Source organism: Paraburkholderia pallida (genome assembly GCF_004524855.1).
GTDB classification, from domain to species: Bacteria; Pseudomonadota; Gammaproteobacteria; order Burkholderiales; family Burkholderiaceae; genus Paraburkholderia; species Paraburkholderia oxyphila.
In genome coordinates this window covers 2634263-2654554 of sequence record NZ_CP038148.1, presented here as the reverse complement: position 1 = coordinate 2654554, position 20292 = coordinate 2634263, and the positions used below count along the sequence as shown (strand labels likewise).

The window sequence follows — 20292 nt, the reverse complement described above, 5'->3', positions numbered from 1 at the left end:
GAGCGCGCTTTCCATGTGGATCGATACGCATTGCCATCTCGATGCCAGTGAGTTCGACGCCGATCGCGACGCGGTGGCGTCGGCGGCGCGCGCCTCGGGCGTCACGCGCATCGTGATTCCCGCCGTCGCGCGCGAGAACTTCGCGACCGTGCGCGCGCTCGCGCATCGCACACCTGGCGCGGTCTACGCGCTCGGGATTCATCCGCTGTATACGCCGCAAGCACGTGACGAGGATCTCGACGTGCTGCGCGCCGAGATCGAGGCGAGTCTCGGCGACCCGCGCTTCGTGGGTATCGGCGAGATCGGCCTCGACTTCTTCGTGCCGGATCTGGACGACGCGCGCCAGCAGCACTTCTATGACGCCCAGCTGCGTCTTGCCCGCGAATTCGACCTGCCCGCGATCTGCCACGTGCGCAAGTCGCAGGATCAGGTGCTCAAGGGGCTGCGCCGCAACGGCGTGCGCCGCGGCATCGCCCATGCCTTCAACGGCAGTTTCCAGCAGGCGAATGCGTACATCGAGCAAGGCATGCATCTGGGCTTCGGCGGCAACGTGACCTTCGAGCGGGCCTTGCAGATCCGGCGCCTCGCGGCGCAATTGCCGCTCGAGGCGATCGTCATGGAAACCGATGCGCCCGACATCGCGCCGTCCTGGCTCTATCGGGCGCGCAACACGCCGGATCAGGTGCCGCGCATCGGCGCCGAGCTCGCTGCGTTGCGCGGCTTGACGCCCGAGGAGCTTGCCCTTGGCACAACGGCCAACGCCGCGGCGGCGCTGCCCCGGCTCGCGCTTTCGTCTGCATAATTCCTTCGAGGGTGACGCGCGGTTCGCGCGATAAAGCGGTGGCATACGGTTGTGGTCGCAACGGTATGCGGTTCGCGCTTGCGCGCCACCTTGTCACGAAGGAGGCGCGATGCGGACAGTGTGGTGCGGATTTGCGCTCGGGGTGATCGCGCTGCAACGCCAGGCGGCATTGCCTGGGCGGCTCATGTGGCTCGCATTGGTAGTACTGGCGGTCGTTGCCGCGCTGGGCGCGGCGTGGATGCTGCACAACGCGCCACGTGGCGTGCGCAAGCTGGCCGCCTGGACTGCTATTGGCGTGGCGTCGGCTTGCGTGGGTTTTGGCTATGCCGCTGTGCGCGCGGAAAGGCTGCTGGCCGTTGCTTTGCCTGCCGCCTGGCAGGCTCGCGACATCGACGTGACCGGGCATATCAGCCGCGTGCTCGCACGCGACGCAAGCAAGGCGAGTTTCCTGTTCGTCGTGGAAACCTGGTCGGCGCGCGCGCCCGGTTCGAGGCTGCCGCAACTGATCCAGCTCACGTGGGTTGCGCGCGACGCGCCGCTGCCGAGTATCGAGCCCGGCGCTCGCTGGCACTTGGCCGTGCGTCTGAAGCGCCCGCACGGCGAGGGCAACTTCGGCCTGCGCGACCTGGAAACCACATTGCTGTCGCGCGGCGTGCGCGCGACGGGCTACGTCAACAATCCGGAACGCGCGCGACGGCTGGCAGCGGATGCGCAAGGCATTGGCGTCTGGATCGAACGCGCGCGTGCAGCGGTGCGCGCACGCATCGACGCGGTGCTTGCCGAGGCGCCGCATCGCGGCATTGTCGTGGCGCTGGCAACCGGCGCGCAGGACGCCGTCAGCGACGCCGACTGGCGGCTGCTGCGCAATACGGGCACGAGTCATCTCGTGGCGATTTCGGGACTGCATCTGACGTTCGTCGCCGGCCTGGCCGGCTGGGCCACGGGTGCGCTCTGGCGGCGCGCACGCTGGCGCGGGGTCGAGGCGCCGCTTGTCGTGCCTGCACAGAAAATCGCGGTTGCCGGCGCGCTCTGCGCGGCGGCGGCCTACGCCGCGCTGGCCGGATTCAACGTGCCCGTGCAGCGTGCGCTGTGGATGCTCGCGGTCACGGCCGCGGCGCTATGGCGCTCGCGCGAGCTGGTGCGCGGCCATGTGCTCGCGTGGGCGCTCGGGCTGGTCCTGCTGCGCGACCCATGGGCGGTCACGGCGGCGGGCTTCTGGCTCTCGTTCGGCGCCGTCGCCGCGATTCTTTTTGCGGCGAGCGGGGCGCCACGCGTGCAGCAGGTCGGCGATATCGAGCTTTCGCCGGATGAAGCCGATCCGATGCGCGAGAGGGAAGCGGAACCGCGCGGCGCGAGTCGCTCACCACGCCTCTATGCGCGCTTTTCCGCAGCCTTCAGCTATGAACGCTGGCGTCGAGCCGCGCGGCGCTTCTGGGCCAGGATGAGGGACGGCGCACGCGTCCAGTGGGCGGTCACGCTCGCGCTTGCGCCGCTCACCGCGTACTGGTTCATGCAGATCCCGCTGATCGGTCCGCTGGCGAACGCTTTTGCGATTCCGTGGGTGAGCGTGTTCGTCACGCCCACCGTGCTGGCGGGTGTCATGCTGCCCGCGCCGCTCGATGCCTTCGCGCTGCGTGCGGCGCACACGTTGATCGAGGCGCTCGCCGCCGCGCTCGCCATGCTCGAGGGCTGGCCATGGGCCGTGCTGCGCCTGCCGCAGCCCGGCTACTGGGCGCTGGGCTGCGCGGCGGTCGGCGTCGCCTGGTGTCTCGCGCCGCGTGGCTGGCCGCTGCGCTGGCTCGCGCCGTTCACCTGGCTGCCGCTGCTCGTGCCCGCGCCCAACGGGCCGCCGCCCGGTGCGTTCCGCCTGACGGCGCTGGACATCGGGCAGGGCACGTCGGTGCTCGTCGAAACCGCCCGGCATACGCTCCTCTTCGATGCCGGCCCGGGACCGGAATCCACGCACGCGGGCGAGCGCATCGTCGTCCCTTATCTGCAGGCGCACGGCGTGATGCGGCTAGACGCGCTCATGGTGAGCCACGACGACTCCGATCATTCGGGCGGCGCGCAGGCTGTGCTCGATGCCGTGCCCGTGCGCCAGTTCGTGGCGGGCATCCTGCCCGGCCATCCGCTGTGGGCGAGCGCGCGCCACGCAGGCGCCGATCTCGTGCAATGCGCCGCCGGGCAGCGCTGGCAATGGGACGGCGTTGCGTTCGAGGTGCTCTGGCCAGACGCCGGGCCGCTCTCCGGCAAACCCAATACGCATTGCTGCGTGTTGCGCGTTTCCACGGCGCCTGGGCGCGACACGGCGGGAGGCGCCGTCTCCGCGCTTCTTGCCGCCGATATCGAGGCGCCCGCCGAGCGCACGCTCGTCGCGCGCGACGCCGGCCGTCTGCAGGCCCAGGTGCTGGTCGTGCCGCATCACGGCAGCAAGACATCGTCGACTGAACCGTTCCTCGATTCTGTCTGGCCGCTCGTCGCCATATTTCAGGTAGGCTATTTGAACCGGTTTCACCATCCGCACCCAGGCGTGTTCGCGCGCTACGCATCGCGCCATATCGTGATAGCGCGCAGCGACGCGGACGGCGCGGCCCGTGTCGAAGCGGCGCCCGGCATGCTCGCCGTCGAGCGCTTTCGCGATACGCAGCGGCGCTACTGGATGGAGGTGGGTGAGTGAAGCGCCGGCAGGGCAGGGCGGAACGATCGATGCTCGGGCTTTCCGGCGCCGCGGGTTGCCCGATGAGGCGACGCGCATCCGGTACTACAAGAACAGCAAATGCAGCAATTTGAGCGGATGGCCGGGCGCGCAGGTGCGATAGATGCCAAACGGCCGTGAACAGGACCGAGGACCGGAGACAACAGGGCATTGAAGAACGTCATTCACTTTTCACACGCGAACGGCTTTCCGGCATCGACTTATCGCACGCTTTTCGCCGAGCTGGGCGACACCTGCGAGCTGCGCTATATCGAGCGCATCGGCCACGACGCGCGTTATCCCGTCACGCGCGACTGGCCGCACCTCGTCGATCAGCTGATCGAGGATATCGGGCGCCGTTATGACAATCCGGTCTGGCTGGTCGGCCATTCGCTCGGCGGCTATCTCTCACTCATGGCGGCGCTGAGGAAGCCGCAGTGGGTGAGGGGCGTGGTGATGCTCGATTCGCCGGTGATCGCGGGCTGGCGCAGCGGCATGCTCAAAGTCTCGCAATGGACCGGGCTCGACGAGCGCCTCACGCCCGCCGCCGCCACGCGCACGCGCCGCACGAGCTGGGCGAACCGTGACGAGGCCTGGCGCCACTTCTATTCGAAGCCCGCGTTCGCCCGCTGGGACGAGCGCGTGCTGTCCGACTATATCGACTTCGGCATTCCTCAGACCTCGTCCGACGGCACGCGCACGCTGGCCTTCGACCGCCGCACCGAGTACCTGATCTACCGGACCTTGCCGCATACCTTCGGCACGCGGCTCGCACACGGCTCGCCGGTGCCGGTCAGCTTCATCGGCGGGACGCAGTCGAAGGAGGTGCGCGAGGTCGGGCTGGCGGCCACGCAGCGCCTCGCCGGCGAGCGGCTCGAATGGATCGAGGGCAGTCATCTCTACCCGATGGAGCGGCCGATCGAGACGGCGCGCGCGGTGCAGCGCATGCTCTACGCGATGGAGAGCGGCGGCTGAGCCAACTGGCTTCGCCGCGGCTCGCCTGGAGGGGCATGTCCAGGGGGCGCAATCACTCCCGCACGGATGCCCCGCGGCGCGCGCCACCTGACAAAGAGCTCGCGCAAAATTCAGGGTTAGCCCTTGCTTTACGGTATAATCCGTTTTTCCCGCGAGCATTCAGCGATGACCAAATATGTTTTCGTCACCGGCGGCGTAGTTTCGTCCCTTGGCAAGGGTATTGCCGCCGCCTCCCTCGCCGCGATCCTCGAATCGCGCGGTCTGAAAGTCACCCTCCTCAAGCTCGATCCCTACATCAACGTCGACCCCGGCACGATGAGCCCGTTTCAGCACGGCGAAGTGTTCGTGACGGAAGACGGAGCGGAAACCGACCTCGACCTCGGCCACTATGAGCGCTTCATCAGCACGAAGATGCGCAAGGCCAACAACTTCACCACGGGCCAGATCTACGAATCGGTGATCCGCAAGGAACGCCGCGGCGACTATCTGGGCAAGACCGTGCAGGTCATCCCGCACATCACGAACGAGATCCAGGCATTCATCGAACGCGGCGCGGCTTCGGCCACGTGCGGCGAGCCCGATGTCGCGATCGTCGAAGTGGGCGGCACGGTGGGCGACATCGAATCGCTGCCGTTCCTCGAGGCCGCGCGCCAGATGAGCCTGCGCCTCGGCCGCAACAGCGCGTGCTTCGTGCACCTCACGCTCGTGCCGTTCATCGCCACGGCGGGCGAACTCAAGACCAAGCCCACGCAGCACAGCGTGCAGAAGCTGCGCGAAATCGGTATCTATCCGAACGTGCTGCTGTGCCGCGCCGATCGTCGCATTCCCGACGACGAGCGCGCAAAGATCTCGATGTTCTCGAACGTGCCCGAAGACGCCGTGATCTCGGTGTGGGATGCGGACAGCATCTACAAGATCCCGCAGATGCTGCACGACCAGGGCCTCGATTCGATCGTCTGCGACGAGCTGAAGCTCTCGGCGAAGCCCGCCAACCTCTCCATGTGGTCGGAGATGGTCGAGAAGCTCGAGAACCCGCAGCACGAAGTCACGATCGGCATGGTCGGCAAGTATGTCGATCTGACCGAGTCGTACAAGTCGCTCATCGAAGCGCTGCGCCATGCGTCGATCAAGACCTCGACGAAGGTGAACATCGAGTACATCGACTCCGAGCAGATCGACGAAGAGGGCGTGGAGAGCCTCAAGCATCTCGACGCGATTCTCGTGCCGGGTGGTTTCGGCCGTCGCGGCACCGAAGGCAAGATCAAGGCGATTCAATACGCCCGCGAAGCGAAGGTGCCGTATCTCGGCATCTGCCTCGGCATGCAGCTCGCCGTGATCGAATTCGCGCGCGACGTGGTGGGCCTGAAGCACGCGAACAGCACGGAATTCGATCCGGACACGCCGGACCGCGTCGTCGCGCTCATCACCGAATGGGCCGACCGCGAAGGCAAGGTCGAGAAGCGCACCGAAGACTCCGACCTCGGCGGCACCATGCGCCTCGGTTCGCAGCGCTGCCCGATCAAGCCCGGCACGATGGCGGCGGAAATCTATGGCAAGGATGTGAACGAGCGTCACCGTCACCGTTATGAAGTCAATAACGGCTACGTGCCCAAGCTCGAGGCGAACGGGCTTATCATCAGCGCCCGTACGCCGTCGGAAGATCTTCCGGAAATGATGGAGCTGCCGCGCGATATGCACCCGTGGTTCGTCGGCGTCCAGTTCCACCCGGAATTCACGTCCACGCCGCGTGACGGCCATCCGCTGTTCAAGGCCTATGTCGAAGCGGCGGTTGCGCACCAGCAGGCGCACGCTGAGGAGAAAGCATGAATTTGTGCGGTTTCGAGGTAGGCCTCACCCAGCCGTTCTTCCTGATCGCGGGCACCTGCGTGGTCGAATCGGAGCAGATGACGATCGACACGGCCGGGCGCCTCAAGGAAATTACCGCGAAGCTCGGCATTCCGTTCATCTACAAGTCGTCGTTCGACAAGGCCAATCGTTCGAGCGGCAAGTCGTTCCGCGGTCTCGGGATGGACGAAGGCCTGCGCATCCTCTCCGAAGTGAAGCGTCAGCTCGGCCTGCCCGTGCTGACCGACGTGCACACGGAAGAGGAAGTGGGGCCGGTCGCATCGGTCGTGGACGTCCTGCAGACGCCCGCGTTCCTGTGCCGCCAGACCGACTTCATCCACGCGTGCGCGCGCTCGGGCAAGCCGGTCAACATCAAGAAAGGCCAGTTCCTCGCGCCGCACGACATGAAGAATGTGATCGACAAGGCGCGCGACGCGGCGCGTGAGGCGGGTCTTTCCGAAGACCGCTTCATGGCGTGCGAGCGCGGCGTCTCGTTCGGCTATAACAACCTCGTCTCGGACATGCGCTCGCTCGCGATCATGCGCGAGACGAACGCGCCGGTCGTGATGGACGTCACGCACTCGGTGCAGTTGCCGGGCGGCCAGGGCACGAGCTCGGGCGGCCAGCGCGAATTCGTGCCGGTGCTCGCGCGCGCGGCCGTGGCCACGGGCGTGGCGGGTCTGTTCATGGAGACCCACCCGAATCCCGCCGAGGCGAAGTCGGACGGCCCCAATGCCGTGCCGCTGAACCGTATGGCCGACCTGCTCGAAACGCTCGTCACGCTCGACCAGGCGGTCAAGCGGGCGCCGTTCCTCGAGAACGATTTCAACTGATCTCCAAGTCGCAAGCAGTGTGCGCCGCTTCGATTACATGAGCGGCGCAGTGGAGGAGCAACGCGGCGCAAGGCCGGCCACGCAGCGGGTGTCACACGAGGACGCCATGCTGTGCGGGCAACGGCCAGACGCGCCGCGCATGATGTGCAAGGCAGCGTGGCGGCGCAAGGGCTAAGACGTTTGTGTAGCCGGCGCACCGCGGCAAGTTGAACCTGACGACCGCGCCGCCTGTCCCATGTGACGGTGTGCCCGGAACGAGCATAGAAACTGTGCCTCGTGGGCCAATGCAGCAGGCGCCGCCGGTCGCGCAAGAATTACTGTCATTTCCTGAGGAAACCATGAGTGCAATCGTAGATATCATCGGTCGCGAGATCCTGGATTCGCGCGGCAATCCCACCGTCGAATGCGACGTGCTGCTCGAGTCGGGCACGATGGGCCGCGCGGCAGTGCCGTCGGGCGCGTCGACGGGCTCGCGCGAAGCGATCGAGCTGCGCGACGGCGAAACCGGCCGCTACAACGGCAAGGGCGTGCTGAAGGCGGTCGAGCACATCAACACCGAAATTTCCGAGGCGATCATGGGCCTCGACGCTTCGGAGCAGGCCTTCCTCGACAAGACCCTGCTCGAGCTCGACGGCACCGACAACAAGTCGCGTCTCGGCGCGAACGCGATGCTGGCCGTCTCGATGGCCGTCGCGAAGGCGGCTGCTGAAGAAGCCGGCCTGCCGCTGTACCGCTACTTCGGCGGCTCGGGCGCGATGCAGCTGCCGGTCCCGATGATGAACATCGTCAACGGCGGCGCGCACGCGAACAACAGCCTCGACATTCAAGAATTCATGATCGTGCCGGTGAGCCAGCCGACCTTCCGTGAAGCGCTGCGTTGCGGCGCGGAAGTGTTCCACGCGCTCAAGAAGATCCTCTCGGATCGCGGCATGAGCACGGCAGTGGGCGACGAAGGCGGCTTCGCGCCGAACTTCGGCAGCAACGACGAATGCCTCTCGACCATCCTGCAAGCGATCGAGAAGGCCGGCTATCGCGCTGGTGAAGACGTGCTGCTCGCGCTCGACTGCGCAGCGAGCGAGTTCTACCACGACGGCAAGTACCAGCTCGCGGGCGAAGGCCTGCAACTGTCGTCGGCCGAATTCGCCGACTACCTCGCGACGCTCGCCGACAAGTTCCCGATCGTCTCGATCGAAGACGGCATGCACGAGTCGGACTGGGCCGGCTGGAAGCTGCTCACCGACAAGCTCGGCAAGAAGGTTCAGCTCGTGGGCGACGACCTCTTCGTCACCAACACGCGCATCCTGAAGGAAGGCATCGAGAAGGGCATCGCCAACTCGATCCTCATCAAGATCAACCAGATCGGCACGCTGACGGAAACCTTCGCAGCCATCGAGATGGCCAAGCGCGCCGGCTACACGGCCGTGATCTCGCACCGCTCGGGCGAAACCGAAGACTCGACGATCGCCGACATCGCCGTGGGCCTGAACGCTGGTCAGATCAAGACCGGCTCGCTCTCGCGCAGCGACCGCATCTCGAAGTACAACCAGCTGCTGCGCATCGAGGAAGATCTCGGTGATATCGCCAGCTATCCGGGCAAGTCGGCGTTCTATAACCTCCGTTAAGCGGACCCGAACCCGGCAGCAGCCTTGCTGTCCCTTCTCGTAATCCTTCCCCGCCGCCCTGCGTCAAGCGCAGGGCGGCGTGTATTTATCCGGCACCTTACATGCGGCTCGTCACTGTCGTCCTGATTCTCCTGCTCGTGCTGATCCAGTATCCGCTCTGGTGGGGGCATGGCGGCTGGTTGCGCGTGCATGAACTGCGCGAGCAACTCGCCCAGCAGCAGAAGCAGAACGACGACGAGAAACTGCGCAACGAACGCATCGAGGGCGAAGTGCAGGATCTCCAGAACGGCACTGCGGCCGTCGAGGAGCGCGCGCGCTACGAGATGGGCATGGTCAAGGACGGCGAGGTGTTCGTGCAGTTCGTCTCGCCGAACCAGCCCCTGCCTTCGACACCGACCGGCTCGTCGAACGTCTCCACGCGCGGCGAGATGTCGGCGGCGCCGGTCAGGGTGGTGCCGAACCCGGTATCGCGCGTGCCGGAGAAGCACCACGGGCACAGCAAGGACACGAAGAAGAAGGCGGGTTGAACGACCCGTTCGGGCCGATCCGGTCTCGCCTTCGAGGGACAAAAGCGCGGCTTCCGACAAACGGAAGCCGCGCTTTTATTTTGTGCCCGACAACGGGGTACGGGGTTCGCTCGAGCGACTATGCGCCTACCAGCCCCAACCCCAGCCGGGGTAGCCATAGCCGATGCCCGTGCCCCAGCCGCCTCCCCATCCGCCGCTGTAGTAACTGCCGTAGACGGTGACGGGCGGTGTATAGGCGCGCGCCCAGGCTTGTGCGGCGGCTTCGGCAGTGGCTGCGCGGTCCGACTCGGTGAGCGCCTGACGGTCGATCGCGTCGTAGCGGGCGCGCTCATCGGGTGTGAGCACCGGCGCGCTTTGCAGCGCGTCCGCCTGGTTGGCGGGCAGGCGGCTGTAAATCGGCGAAGGTCCTGGAGGATCCAGCGTGCAGCCGCTCATGAGCGCGACCCCAGCGCCGAGCGCGGTCATCGCGAGCAGCGCCTTGGCGTGCCGCAATCCCCGTGCGCGCGACCGCCATGCGAAGGACTTCTTCGTTTTCATTGCTTTACCTCCATCTGTCGGACGCCTAAGCAACGCGCGATGATGAGCGGGTCCGAGATTCGGCTCATGGTTGCGGCCGTGCGCCGCCGCGCCGGCCGGCCGATCTCGGTCAGTGGCGCTGGTCCGCAGCAGGCGATACAGCTTCTGAGAGCCCCGGCGTGGCGAAAAGTTGCGCCACATCCACGGGATCGAACTCGTAGCGCTGGTTGCAATAGTCGCAGTGAATTTCGACGTGGCCGCGCTCCTCGATCACCCCGTCGACTTCTTCGCGGCCCAGCATCTTGAGCATCGCGCCCACTTTCTCGCGCGAGCAGCTGCACAGGAAGCGCGTGGTCACGGGCTCGAAGTGATTCACGTTCTCCTGCCAGAAGAGGCGTCGGAATAGCGTCTCGGGTTCCTGTTCGAGCAGTTCTTCGCGCGTGAGCGTGCCGCCGAGCGTGCAGACGCGTTCCCACGTGTCGGTATCGAGCTCGTGGGGGTGCGGCACAATGCCGCCATCGCCGGGCAGCTTCTGCAGCAGCATGCCGACCGCTCGGTCGTCGTTCGCGCCCAGCCACAGACGCGTGTCGAGCTGCTCGGAATGATGCATGTAGTGCTCGAGGACTTCCGCGACGGACTTGAGCGGGCCGTCCTCGCCATTCAGCGGCACGATGCCCTGGTACGGCTGCTGGCCGGGCTGCTTGTTGGCTGGGTCGAGCGTGATCACACAACGGCCGTGACCGCTCACGTTGATGAGATCGGCGAGCGTGGCGCCTTCGGCGAGCGCGGCCACGTTCTCGGCTTCGACGCCGTCCGCGAGGCGCGCGGTGGCGCGCATCGAGAGGTCCGAGCTGCACTGCACGACCAGCATCCGCACCGGGCCGTCGCCGAGAATCTGCATGATCAGCGTGCCGTCGAACTTCAGGTTCGCCGAGAGCAGGGCGCACGCCGCCATCATTTCGCCGAGCACGGTGCGCACGGGCGTCGGGTACTGGCGGCGCGTCAGCACCTCTTGCCACGTGTTGCGCAACGAGACGATCTCGCCGCGCACGGGCGCCGCGCTGAACATGAATTTCTGCAACTGGTCGTTCACAATCTTTTCCTTCATTTCGATCCTTGCGGCACGTCCCGTAGACTGCAGCGGCGAGGCGGGCAGCCTTTAGCCGATGCGCACGAGTTGCGCCTTGAAATACTCCCGGCGCTGCGCGTAGACGTCCGCGTTGCGCTTGAGGCCGGCAATGTCGGCCTCGGTGAGCTCACGCACCACTTTGGCCGGCGCGCCGAGAATGAGAGAGTTGTCGGGGAACACCTTGCCTTCCGTGACAACGGCGCCCGCACCAACCAGACAGTTGCGGCCGATTACCGCACCATTCAAGACCACGGCCTGAATGCCGATGAGCGCGCCTTCCTTGACCGTGCAGCCATGCAGCATGGCCTGGTGCCCGATCGTCACGTTCGCTTCGAGCGTGAGCGGGTAGCCGGGGTCGGTGTGCAGGACCGCGCCTTCCTGAACGTTGCTGCGCGGGCCGACCTTGATCGGCTCGTTGTCGCCGCGCAGGGTTGCGCCGAACCAGACGCTCGAATCCTCGGCCAGTTCGACCTTGCCGATGACGGTGGCGTTGTCCGCGACAAATACGCTCTCGTGAATGGTGGGCGCTGCTTCGCCAAGCTTGTAGATGGCCACGGTGTTACGTCTCCTTTTATCTTGCTGTGGGGCGGGCTGCGGGCGCGCTCAGGAGCGCAGGCGGCGCAGGCCGGGTGAATCGCGTATTGTAAACGGTTGCGTGCGTACGCTCGTCCTGCCTCCGCAAACGCGCGGGTTGGCATGCCAGACAGCGCTTGCGGCGCCCGCCGACGCACGTATTCCTGAGTTTCTTGCCGATTTTTGTCCGTTTTGCGATGAGTTCCGTGTTTTCCGAAGCCGCCGCCTCCACGCCGCGGCATCCCGCCGATGCTGCCCACCGCGCGCCTTGCACTCCGGCCCGCACCCATTGGCGCGCCGCCGCCCTCGACGCCCTGCGCGAGCGCGATCCGCTTGCCAAGGCCGAAGCCGTGCGCGCGCTCCATGCCGAGGCGCAGGAGGCCGCGTCCCAAGGCATGACGCACTGGGACGCCTCAAGCACGCTCGTCGCGCACGGCGAGCTCCCCGGCCGCCCGGCGCGCCCCGAGCTGGTCGAGCCACGCAGCCTGCAGCGCCGCAGCATGAGCACGCCGCAAGGGCGCGTGGTGTTGCTGCATGCGCTGGCGCATATCGAGTTCAACGCGATTAATCTCGCGCTCGACGCCGTGTGGCGCTTCGCGAATCTGCCGGACGCTTTCTACGCCGACTGGCTCCGGGTCGCGGCAGAGGAGGCGTATCACTTCTCGCTGCTGCGTCAGCGGCTCGCCGACTACGGCCAAGCCTACGGAGATTTCCCGGCGCACAACGGCCTCTGGGAGATGTGCGAGCGCACCAGCGACGACGTGCTCGCGCGCATGGCGCTCGTGCCGCGCGTGCTGGAGGCGCGCGGCCTCGACGCCTCGCCGCCCATCCGTGCACGCCTGAAGCAGGCCGGCGACGACGAATCCGCCGCGATCCTCGACATCATCCTGCGCGACGAGGTCGGGCACGTGCGCATCGGCAATCACTGGTTCCGCTATTTATGCGAGGCGCGCGGTCTCGATCCTCACGCCGCATGGCTCGCGCTCGCCGAGCAGTACAACGCGCCACGCATGCGCGGACCGTTCAATTTCGAGGCGCGCCGCTCGGCGGGCTTTGATCAGGCCGAGCTCGACACCCTCGCGGCGCAGGACGCCGCCGCGGCCAGCGAATCCGCCGCCCGTCGAGGCGCTGAAGAAAAGTGAAGGGGCTCTAGCCCATCTGTCAGAACGTGTCGATATAATCGAACGACCATTCGTTTTTGTGCGAGCGCAATGAATCTTTCCCGATCCGAATTCGTCGACGTGAACGGCGTCCGCCTGCACGTGCGTCGCTGGGGCGCCGAAGATGCGCCCATGCTCTTCATGCTGCATGGCTGGATGGACGTGGCCGCCTCGTTCCAGTTCGTCGTCGATGCGCTCGGCGGCAACTGGCAGGTCATCGCGCCGGATATGCGCGGTTTCGGCCTGTCCGACTGGCCGGCGGCGCAGCGGGGCGGGGGCAGCTACTGGTTCCACGATTACGTCGCCGACCTGGACGCGCTGCTCGAGCACTACGCGCCTCAGGGTGAGGTGGACCTCGTCGGGCACAGTCTCGGCGCGAACATCGTGTGCTTCTATGCCGGCGTGCGGCCCGAGCGCGTGCGGCGCGTGGTCGATCTGGAAGGCTTCGGCATGCCGGCGTCCGTGCCCGCGCAGGCGCCGGGCCGCGTGCGGCAATGGCTCGACGAAATGCGTGAGCCGCCGCAATTGCGCCCCTACGCGACGCTCGACGACGTGGCCGCGCGGCTCGTGAAGACGAATCCGCGCCTCGCGCCTGCGCGTGCGCGCTTTCTCGCCCAGCACTGGTCGAAGCCCGTGGATGGCACGGGCGGCCAGCAAGGCGAGGGCGGCTATGTCCTGCTCGGCGACCCCGCGCACAAGATGGTCAACCCGGTGCTGTATCGCCTCGAAGAGATCATGGCGGTCTGGGCGTGCGTGCGGGCGAAGGTGCTCCATGTCGAAGCGAGGCAGTCGGAAACACTCGCGCGCATCGCGGGCAAGGTGCCGATCGGCGAGTTCAAGAAGCGCTTCGAGGCGTTTCCCGACTGGCGCGAGCGCTTCATCGACGAAGCGGGCCACATGGTTCACCACGATCAGCCCGAAGCCGTCGCACACCTCGTCGAGGCGTTCTGCGCCGGCTAGGATTCCCGCCCGCGTGCGCCGGGGCACACGAAGGCGGGCCGGACGCCTGCGACGCTTTCGTCGCATTGCAGTAAAATGGGCTGTTATTCTTTTTAAGCCTGCGATGAACGCCGATCTCCATTGTCACTCCACTGTCTCCGACGGCCAGATGGCCCCGGCTGCCGTTGCGCAGCTGGCGAAGGCAGGCGGCGTGACGCTGTGGGCGCTCACCGATCACGACGAGCTGGGCGGCCAGCACGAGGCGCGGGCCGCAGCCGAGGCGCTCGGCATGCGCTATCTCACTGGCGTCGAGATTTCGGTCACGTGGGCGTCGCGCACGGTGCACATCGTCGGTCTGCACGTCGATCCCGACTGCAAGGCGCTGGTCGACGGGCTCGCGCGCACGCGCAACGGCCGCGCCGCGCGTGCCGAGGCGATCGGCGAACGGCTGGAGACGCTCGGCATCCCGAACGCCTATGAAGGCGCGCTCCAGTACGTCTCGAATCCCGACCTGATTTCGCGCACGCATTTCGCGCGCTTTCTCGTGGAATCGGGGCGTGCCCAGAACACTCAAGACGCGTTCACGCGCTGGCTGGGCGAAGGCAAGCCCGGCTACATCTCGCACCGCTGGGCCAAACTGGCGGACGCCGTCGCCTGGATCAAGGCCGCGGGCGGCGAGGCCGTGGTCGCGCATCCCGGCCGCTACCACTACACGCCGCTCGAATTCGACACCTTCTTTGGCGAGTTCATCGATCTGGGCGGCAAGGCCATTGAAGTCGTCACGGGCAGCCATACGCCCGACCAGTACGGCGAATACGCCGCCGTCGCCCGCCGCTTCGGCTTCGAGGCGTCGCGCGGCTCGGATTTTCACGCACCCGGCCCGGATACGATCATGCCGGGCTCGCTGCCGCCGCTGCCTTCCAGTCTCAAGCCTGTCTGGGAGCGATGGCTGTAGGCCGCGCCCGCCGCGTGGCCCGCAGCCGCCGTTCCTGAGCCTCTGCGCGGCCCGCCGCACTACGTTTTCCGTGTTGTCCTGTTCGTCTCGCTGCGCGCGCGCTTGCACCGGAATTTCGCGTCGCGCTTCACGTTCCGCCTTGCCTTCGTCAGCTGATTACTGCCATGTCACAGTTTTTTCGGCTTCACCCAGAAAATCCGCAGCCGCGCCTCGTCAAGCAGGCCGTGGAGATCATCCGCGATGGCGGCGTGATCGCGCTGCCCACCGATTCGAGCTACGCGCTCGCCGCGCGCATCGACGACAAGCAGGCCGCCGAGCGTCTGCGGCGCATCCGCGGCCTCAACGACAAGGCGCTGCTCTCGCTGATGGTGCGCGATCTCTCCGAGCTCGCGAATTTTGCGATGGTGGACAACCGCCAGTACCGGCTCATCAAGTCGGTGACGCCGGGCCCCTACGTGTTCGTGCTGGAAGCGACGAAAGAAGTGCCGCGGCGGCTCTCGCATCCCTCGCGCAAGACCATCGGGCTGCGCGTGCCGGGTCACGCGATTCCGCTGGCGATTCTCGAGGAGCTGGGCGAGCCGCTACTCGCCTCGACGCTGATCCTGCCGCCCGACACCGAGGCGCTGAACGACCCCGACGAAATCCGCGAGCGCCTCGAGAAGCAGCTCGATCTCGTGATCGACGGCGGGGCGTGTCCGCGCGAGTCGTCGAGCGTCATCGACCTCACGGGCGAGGAGCCGGTGCTCGTGCGCGCGGGGCTGGGCGACCTGACGCCGTTCGGGCTCGAGGAGCCGGCCTGATGCGCGCGATGGGCCCAGTTCTCGCTTGCGCCGGCGTATCGGTTCCGCATTGACAGCGCGTTGTTACAATACGGCGCCATGGAAGACAACATCATTCAGACGCTCGTCGTCTACGCCTTGCCCGTGATCTTCGCGATCACGCTGCATGAAGCCGCCCACGGATACGTCGCGCGCCTGCTCGGCGACAATACGGCCTATGTGCTGGGCCGCGTGTCGCTGAACCCGATGCGGCACATCGATCCGGTCGGCACGATCGCGATGCCGCTCATTCTCTATTTCCTGACGAGCGGCGCCTTCGTGTTCGGCTATGCCAAGCCGGTGCCGATTTCGTTCGGCAACCTGCGCAATCCGCGCTGGGGCACGCTGTGGGTCGCCGCGGCGGGACCGGCCTGCAACTTCGTACAGTCGCTCCTGTGGGGCGTGTTCGGCGTGGCGCTGGCGGTGCTCGGCGTTCAGGAGCCGTTTTTCACGCGCATGGCCGCCGCCGGCATCGGCGTGAATCTGGTGCTCGGCGTGCTGAACCTGTTTCCGCTGCCGCCGCTCGACGGCGGCCGCGTGCTCGCGGCGCTCTTGCCCACGCGCGCGAGCATTGCGCTCTCGCGCCTCGAGCCCTATGGTTTCATCATCGTGATGGCGCTCCTCGTGAGCGGCGTCTTTACGCGCTTCTGGCTGCGCCCGCTCGTGTCTCTCGGCTACGACGCGGTGACGGCTATCCTTACTCCCCTTGTATCGCTCTTTTCATAACATCATGTTCCCAGACCGTATCTTCTCCGGCATGCGGCCCACCGGGTCGCTGCACCTCGGCCACTATCACGGTGTGCTGAAAAACTGGGTGCGGCTTCAGTCCGAGTACCCGTGCTTCTTCTGCGTGGTCGACTGGCACGCGCTCACGACGCACTACGAAACGCCTGAGGTGATCGAGAAGAACGTGTGGGACGTGCTGATCGACTGGCTGGCTTCCGGCATCGACCCGAACCAGTCGACGCTGTTCATCCAGAGCCGCGTGCCCGAGCACGCCGAGCTCGCGCTGCTGCTCGGCATGAGCACGCCGCTGTCCTGGCTCGAGCGCGTGCCCACCTACAAGGAGCAGATCGAGAAGCTGCGCGACAAGGATCTCGGCACTTACGGCTTCCTCGGCTATCCCGTGCTCATGGCCGCCGACATCCTGCTGTACCGCGCCTCGCTCGTGCCGGTGGGCGAGGACCAGGTGCCGCACGTCGAGATGGCGCGCGAAATGGCGCGGCGCTTCAACTACATGTACGGCCGCGAGCCTGGCTTCGAAGAGAAGGCCAACGACGCCGCGAAGAAACTCGGCGGCAAGCGCTCGAAGCTCTATCACGAGCTGCGCGTCGCGTATCAGCAGGAAGGCAATGAAGAGGCGCTCGAACAGGCGCGAGCCATGCTCTCGGAGTCGCAGAGCCTGTCGATGAGCGACCGCGAGCGCCTGTTCGGCTATCTCGAAGGCTCGCGCAAGATCATCCTGCCGGAGCCGCAGGTGCTGCTGACCGAGGCCTCGCGCATGCCGGGCCTCGACGGCCAGAAGATGTCGAAGTCCTACGGCAACACGATCGGCCTGCGCGAGGACGCCGAGTCGATCACGAAAAAGGTCCGCACCATGCCGACCGACCCGGCACGCGTGCGCCGCACCGACCCGGGCGATCCGGACAAGTGCCCGGTGTGGCAGCTCCATCAGGTCTACACGGACGAGGCGACGCACGAGTGGGTGCAGAAGGGTTGCCGGACGGCCGGCATCGGCTGTCTCGAGTGCAAGCAGCCGGTGATCGAAGGCATCCTGCGCGAGCAGCAGCCAATGCTCGAGCGCGCGCAGAAGTACATGGACGATCCGTCGCTGTTGCGCGCGATCGTGGCCGATGGTTGCGACAAGGCGCGCAAGTTCGCCAACGAGACCATGCGCGACGTGCGTGAGGCGATGGGCCTCTCGTACAGCTAAGGCAGGCTCGCGATGACGCCCACGTCCGGCGGCGGTGCGCCGCTAGCGCCCGCGGGGCCGGCCCATGGCGGCCTGGCCCACCAGGGTCCGACCCATGCGGGGCTGTCCGAGCCGTCCGGCTGGGTGCGCCAGTGGGCGCACCTGATCGCACCGGGTGGCACGGTGCTCGACCTCGCCTCGGGCGCGGGGCGTCATGCGCGCTGGTTTGCGGCCCACGGCCACCCGGTCGCGGCGCTCGACCGCGATGCCGCCGCGCTCGCGACGATGCGCGACGTGGCCGGCATCGCCACGCTCGAGTGCGACCTCGAAGGCGCGCCCTGGCCGCTCCCGGACGATGCGCGTTTCGCGGGCATTGTCGTCACAAACTATCTGTATCGTCCGCTCATGCCGCGTCTCGTCGACGCGTTGGCGCCGGGCGGCGTGCTGATCTACGAAACCTTTGCGCAGGGCAACGAGACGGTCGGCAAACCTTCGAACCCGGCATTCCTGCTGGCGCCGGGCGAGTTGCTGGCGGTCTGTGCGCCTGCGCTGCGCGTGATCGCCTACCAGGACGGATTTCTCCGGCAACCCCGGGAGGCCTTCGTCCAGCGCATCTGCGCCGTGCGCGAGATGCGCCCGGCGCAAACTCCATCGGCGGAAAATTTTGCCCGTCAGAACGGCGCGGATACGGTCGAAACAACCAGTAACAACGCGGCGACTCAGGTACTACCCCTGGTGCGTTACGATCTGACCAGCTAATCCGCTACAATCGCGGTTTAACGTACTCATTCTTTTGAAGTTTCATGGCTAACGGCACCCAGCACGGCATTACGTTGCGCGGCAGCATTCCCGCGATCGTCACCCCCATGCACGAAGACGGCAGCCTCGATCTGCCGGCATTCCGCAAACTGATCGACTGGCACGTGGAAGAGGGGACGGATGCAATCGTCGTCGTCGGCACGAGCGGCGAGTCCGCTACGCTGGATGTCGAAGAGCACATCCTGATGGTCAAGACGGCGGTCGAGCACGCCGCGGGCCGTATGCCGATCATCGCCGGTGCCGGCGGCAATTCCACGGCCGAGGCCATCGAGCTCACGAAGCACGCGAAGAGTGTCGGCGCGCAGGCGTCGCTCCAGGTCGTGCCCTATTACAACAAGCCGACCCAGGAAGGCATGTACCGCCATTTCGCGACGATCGCGGAAGCGGTGGACCTGCCGGTCCTGCTGTACAACGTGCCGGGCCGCACGGTCGCGGACATGTCGAACGAGACGATCCTGCGCCTCGCGCAGGTGCCGGGCATCGTCGGCGTGAAGGAAGCCACGGGCAATATCGACCGCGCCGCGCACCTGATCAAGCACGCGCCGGAAGGCTTCAAGATCTTCAGCGGCGACGATCCCACCGCGATCGCGCTGATGCTGCTGGGCGGCCACGGCAATATCTCGGTGACCGCGAACGTCGCGCCGCGCCAGATGAGCGAGCTGTGCCGCGCCGCGCTGGAAGGCGACGCGAAGACCGCGCGCGCGATCCACCTGAGGCTGTTGTCGCTGCACAAGAATCTGTTCATCGAATCGAACCCGATTCCGGTGAAGTGGGCACTGCAGGAACTCGGCCGCATCGAGGGCGGCATCCGTCTGCCGCTCACGCCGCTCGACGCGCGCTACCACGATGTGGTGCGCACGGCGCTGCGCGAGGCTGGCCTGATCGGCTGATCGGCGCAAGCCCGATCCAGCCGAAAGCGCCGTATTTTCAACTGACGCCGCCACGAGCCAAGCGCCCAAATCGACGACACAATCGACGACAGATATCCTGGCAGATTGAGGCTTAGCGTTCCCGTATTACGAAGGTCCACATGAAACATCCCGTTCTTTCCCTCCACGCAACCCGCATGGCGGTGCTGGCGCTCGCACTCGGCTCGCTCGCAGGTTGTGAGTCGCTGAACGACATGTTCGCGTCGGATCGCGTCAACTACAAGGACACGGCAAGCGCGCCGGCACTGGCTGTGCCGCAGGATCTGTCGTCGGTGCCGACCGACCAGAAGTACATCGCGCCGCCGGCCACGGTGACGCTGGGCGGCGCCGCGCAGCGCACCGTCACGAGCGCGGGCAACGCCACGCTCGGCGTGCCGAATGCGCAGGATCCGCTCGGCATGCATATCGAGCGCGACGGCGACCGCCGCTGGCTCGTGATCGACGGCCGCTCGCCCGACGACGTCTGGCCGCAACTGCAGGAATTCTGGACCGACAACGGCTTCACGCTCACGACCGATTCGCCGTCCACGGGCATCATGAGCACGGACTGGGCGGAGAACCGCGCCAATATTCCGGACGACTGGTTCCGCCGCACGATCGGCCGCGTGGTCGACTTTGCGTACTCGTCGGGCACGCGCGACAAATTCCGTACGCTGGTCACGCGCGGCGCGGACGGCCAGACCGACATTTCGATCACGCACAGCGCGATGGAAGAAGTGCTGACCGGCCAGGACAAGACCGCGTCGAAATGGGTTGAGCGCCCGCGCGATCCTGCCCTCGAGGCCGCGTTCCTCGACAAGGTCATGCAGAAGTTCGGCCTGACCGACGCGCAGGCCAAGCAACTGCTGACCGACGCGCGTCCGTCGTCCTCCGCGGCCAAGGTCGTGGCCGGCACCGACGGCACGACGCTCGATCTGCCCGAGGCGTTCGACACGGCATGGCTGCGTGTGGGTCTCGCGCTCGACCGCACCAATTTCACGGTCGATAACCGCGACCGCGAGAAGGGCATCTACTACGTGCGCTACGCCGATTCCATGCAGGAACTGAAGGGCGACGGGCTGCTCGGCAAGCTGTTCTACAACCCGAAGAAGGCTGCGAAGGATCAGGGTCCGGAGATCATGATTTCGGTGCGCTCGAGCGGCAACTCGACCCAGGTGGCGGTGCTCAACCCGAACGGCCAGGTGGATACCTCGTCGGACGCGCAGCGCATCGTGACCGCGCTGCACGCCCAGTTGAATTAAAC

Annotated in this window: 19 protein-coding genes; 16 read left to right on the top strand and 3 right to left on the bottom strand. The window is 66.4% G+C overall.

What is annotated here, in order from left to right; translation table 11 throughout:
- Positions 1–13: 13 nt before the first annotated feature.
- The 7 genes from E1956_RS12005 (at position 14) to ftsB (ending at position 9299) form a co-directional block, all read left to right on the top strand.
- Entirely contained in the window at positions 14–802 is a 789-nt protein-coding gene (locus E1956_RS12005) for a TatD family hydrolase (protein ID WP_134749088.1), read from the top strand.
- Between the two features lie 109 nt (positions 803–911).
- A complete protein-coding gene (locus E1956_RS12000) occupies positions 912–3479 on the top strand; it encodes a DNA internalization-related competence protein ComEC/Rec2 (RefSeq protein WP_134749086.1) in 2568 nt (855 codons plus the stop codon).
- Positions 3480–3668: 189 nt separating this feature from the next.
- Complete coding sequence (locus tag E1956_RS11995; RefSeq protein ID WP_134749084.1) at positions 3669–4472, top strand: alpha/beta fold hydrolase; 804 nt, start codon at positions 3669–3671, stop codon at positions 4470–4472.
- 165 nt (positions 4473–4637) lie between these two features.
- Entirely contained in the window at positions 4638–6299 is a 1662-nt protein-coding gene (locus E1956_RS11990) for a CTP synthase (RefSeq protein WP_134749083.1), read from the top strand.
- Complete coding sequence (kdsA, locus tag E1956_RS11985) at positions 6296–7150, top strand: 3-deoxy-8-phosphooctulonate synthase (protein ID WP_134749081.1); 855 nt, start codon at positions 6296–6298, stop codon at positions 7148–7150. Before E1956_RS11990 ends, kdsA begins: the two co-directional genes overlap by 4 nt.
- A 338-nt stretch (positions 7151–7488) precedes the next feature.
- Complete coding sequence (gene eno / locus E1956_RS11980) at positions 7489–8772, top strand: phosphopyruvate hydratase (protein WP_028204155.1); 1284 nt, start codon at positions 7489–7491, stop codon at positions 8770–8772.
- A gap of 101 nt (positions 8773–8873) precedes the next feature.
- Positions 8874–9299 carry a cell division protein FtsB gene (gene ftsB, locus E1956_RS11975; protein WP_134749079.1) on the top strand — a complete coding sequence of 142 codons (426 nt, stop codon included), beginning with the start codon at positions 8874–8876 and terminating at the stop codon, positions 9297–9299.
- Positions 9300–9425: 126 nt separating this feature from the next.
- On the opposite strand, the gene E1956_RS11970 is transcribed toward ftsB, so the two are convergent.
- From E1956_RS11970 to E1956_RS11960, 3 genes are all read right to left on the bottom strand, one after another.
- Positions 9426–9836 (bottom strand): hypothetical protein, encoded by a 411-nt coding sequence (locus E1956_RS11970; RefSeq protein ID WP_418789218.1) that lies wholly within the window; start codon positions 9834–9836, stop codon positions 9426–9428.
- Between the two features lie 109 nt (positions 9837–9945).
- A complete protein-coding gene (gene hslO / locus E1956_RS11965) occupies positions 9946–10908 on the bottom strand; it encodes an Hsp33 family molecular chaperone HslO (protein ID WP_134750555.1) in 963 nt (320 codons plus the stop codon).
- A gap of 66 nt (positions 10909–10974) precedes the next feature.
- Positions 10975–11499 (bottom strand): gamma carbonic anhydrase family protein, encoded by a 525-nt coding sequence (locus E1956_RS11960; RefSeq protein ID WP_028216901.1) that lies wholly within the window; start codon positions 11497–11499, stop codon positions 10975–10977.
- A 215-nt stretch (positions 11500–11714) separates the two neighbouring features.
- Between E1956_RS11960 and E1956_RS11955 the strand changes: the two genes are divergently transcribed.
- The 9 genes from E1956_RS11955 (at position 11715) to bamC (ending at position 20290) form a co-directional block, all read left to right on the top strand.
- A complete protein-coding gene (locus E1956_RS11955) occupies positions 11715–12659 on the top strand; it encodes a ferritin-like domain-containing protein (RefSeq protein WP_134749077.1) in 945 nt (314 codons plus the stop codon).
- Positions 12660–12728: 69 nt separating this feature from the next.
- Positions 12729–13637 (top strand): alpha/beta fold hydrolase, encoded by a 909-nt coding sequence (locus tag E1956_RS11950; RefSeq protein WP_134749075.1) that lies wholly within the window; start codon positions 12729–12731, stop codon positions 13635–13637.
- Between the two features lie 103 nt (positions 13638–13740).
- On the top strand, positions 13741–14571 hold the full coding sequence (locus E1956_RS11945) for a 3',5'-nucleoside bisphosphate phosphatase (protein WP_134749073.1): 831 nt from the start codon (positions 13741–13743) through the stop codon (positions 14569–14571).
- Positions 14572–14735: 164 nt separating this feature from the next.
- On the top strand, positions 14736–15371 hold the full coding sequence (locus E1956_RS11940) for an L-threonylcarbamoyladenylate synthase (protein ID WP_134749071.1): 636 nt from the start codon (positions 14736–14738) through the stop codon (positions 15369–15371).
- Positions 15372–15449: 78 nt separating this feature from the next.
- Complete coding sequence (locus E1956_RS11935) at positions 15450–16115, top strand: site-2 protease family protein (protein WP_134749069.1); 666 nt, start codon at positions 15450–15452, stop codon at positions 16113–16115.
- A gap of 4 nt (positions 16116–16119) precedes the next feature.
- Positions 16120–17322 (top strand): tryptophan--tRNA ligase, encoded by a 1203-nt coding sequence (locus tag E1956_RS11930; protein ID WP_028216907.1) that lies wholly within the window; start codon positions 16120–16122, stop codon positions 17320–17322.
- 12 nt (positions 17323–17334) lie between these two features.
- Entirely contained in the window at positions 17335–18060 is a 726-nt protein-coding gene (locus E1956_RS11925) for a class I SAM-dependent methyltransferase (RefSeq protein ID WP_232071127.1), read from the top strand.
- A 44-nt stretch (positions 18061–18104) separates the two neighbouring features.
- Positions 18105–19010: a 4-hydroxy-tetrahydrodipicolinate synthase gene (gene dapA, locus E1956_RS11920; RefSeq protein ID WP_134749067.1), complete on the top strand. Its 906-nt coding sequence runs from the start codon at positions 18105–18107 to the stop codon at positions 19008–19010.
- A 140-nt stretch (positions 19011–19150) separates the two neighbouring features.
- The gene (gene bamC / locus E1956_RS11915; protein ID WP_134749065.1) at positions 19151–20290 is read left to right on the top strand and encodes an outer membrane protein assembly factor BamC; all 1140 of its coding nucleotides are present in this window, start codon (positions 19151–19153) and stop codon (positions 20288–20290) included.
- Positions 20291–20292: the final 2 nt, after the last annotated feature.

Excerpts from the sequence above, each read along its gene's own strand:
- kdsA (WP_134749081.1), top strand. The coding sequence starts at position 6,296 with ATGAATTTGTGCGGTTTCGAGGTAGGCCTCACCCAGCCGTTCTTCCTG.
- E1956_RS11935 (WP_134749069.1), top strand. The coding sequence starts at position 15,450 with ATGGAAGACAACATCATTCAGACGCTCGTCGTCTACGCCTTGCCCGTG.
- E1956_RS11945 (WP_134749073.1), top strand. The coding sequence starts at position 13,741 with ATGAACGCCGATCTCCATTGTCACTCCACTGTCTCCGACGGCCAGATG.
- ftsB (WP_134749079.1), top strand. The coding sequence starts at position 8,874 with ATGCGGCTCGTCACTGTCGTCCTGATTCTCCTGCTCGTGCTGATCCAG.
- dapA (WP_134749067.1), top strand. The coding sequence starts at position 18,105 with ATGGCTAACGGCACCCAGCACGGCATTACGTTGCGCGGCAGCATTCCC.
- E1956_RS11940 (WP_134749071.1), top strand. The coding sequence starts at position 14,736 with ATGTCACAGTTTTTTCGGCTTCACCCAGAAAATCCGCAGCCGCGCCTC.
- bamC (WP_134749065.1), top strand. The coding sequence starts at position 19,151 with ATGAAACATCCCGTTCTTTCCCTCCACGCAACCCGCATGGCGGTGCTG.
- E1956_RS11950 (WP_134749075.1), top strand. The coding sequence starts at position 12,729 with ATGAATCTTTCCCGATCCGAATTCGTCGACGTGAACGGCGTCCGCCTG.
- E1956_RS11930 (WP_028216907.1), top strand. The coding sequence starts at position 16,120 with ATGTTCCCAGACCGTATCTTCTCCGGCATGCGGCCCACCGGGTCGCTG.
- eno (WP_028204155.1), top strand. The coding sequence starts at position 7,489 with ATGAGTGCAATCGTAGATATCATCGGTCGCGAGATCCTGGATTCGCGC.
- E1956_RS12000 (WP_134749086.1), top strand. The coding sequence starts at position 912 with ATGCGGACAGTGTGGTGCGGATTTGCGCTCGGGGTGATCGCGCTGCAA.
- E1956_RS12005 (WP_134749088.1), top strand. The coding sequence starts at position 14 with ATGTGGATCGATACGCATTGCCATCTCGATGCCAGTGAGTTCGACGCC.
- E1956_RS11970 (WP_418789218.1), bottom strand. The coding sequence starts at position 9,836 with ATGAAAACGAAGAAGTCCTTCGCATGGCGGTCGCGCGCACGGGGATTG.
- E1956_RS11990 (WP_134749083.1), top strand. The coding sequence starts at position 4,638 with ATGACCAAATATGTTTTCGTCACCGGCGGCGTAGTTTCGTCCCTTGGC.
- E1956_RS11925 (WP_232071127.1), top strand. The coding sequence starts at position 17,335 with ATGACGCCCACGTCCGGCGGCGGTGCGCCGCTAGCGCCCGCGGGGCCG.
- E1956_RS11955 (WP_134749077.1), top strand. The coding sequence starts at position 11,715 with ATGAGTTCCGTGTTTTCCGAAGCCGCCGCCTCCACGCCGCGGCATCCC.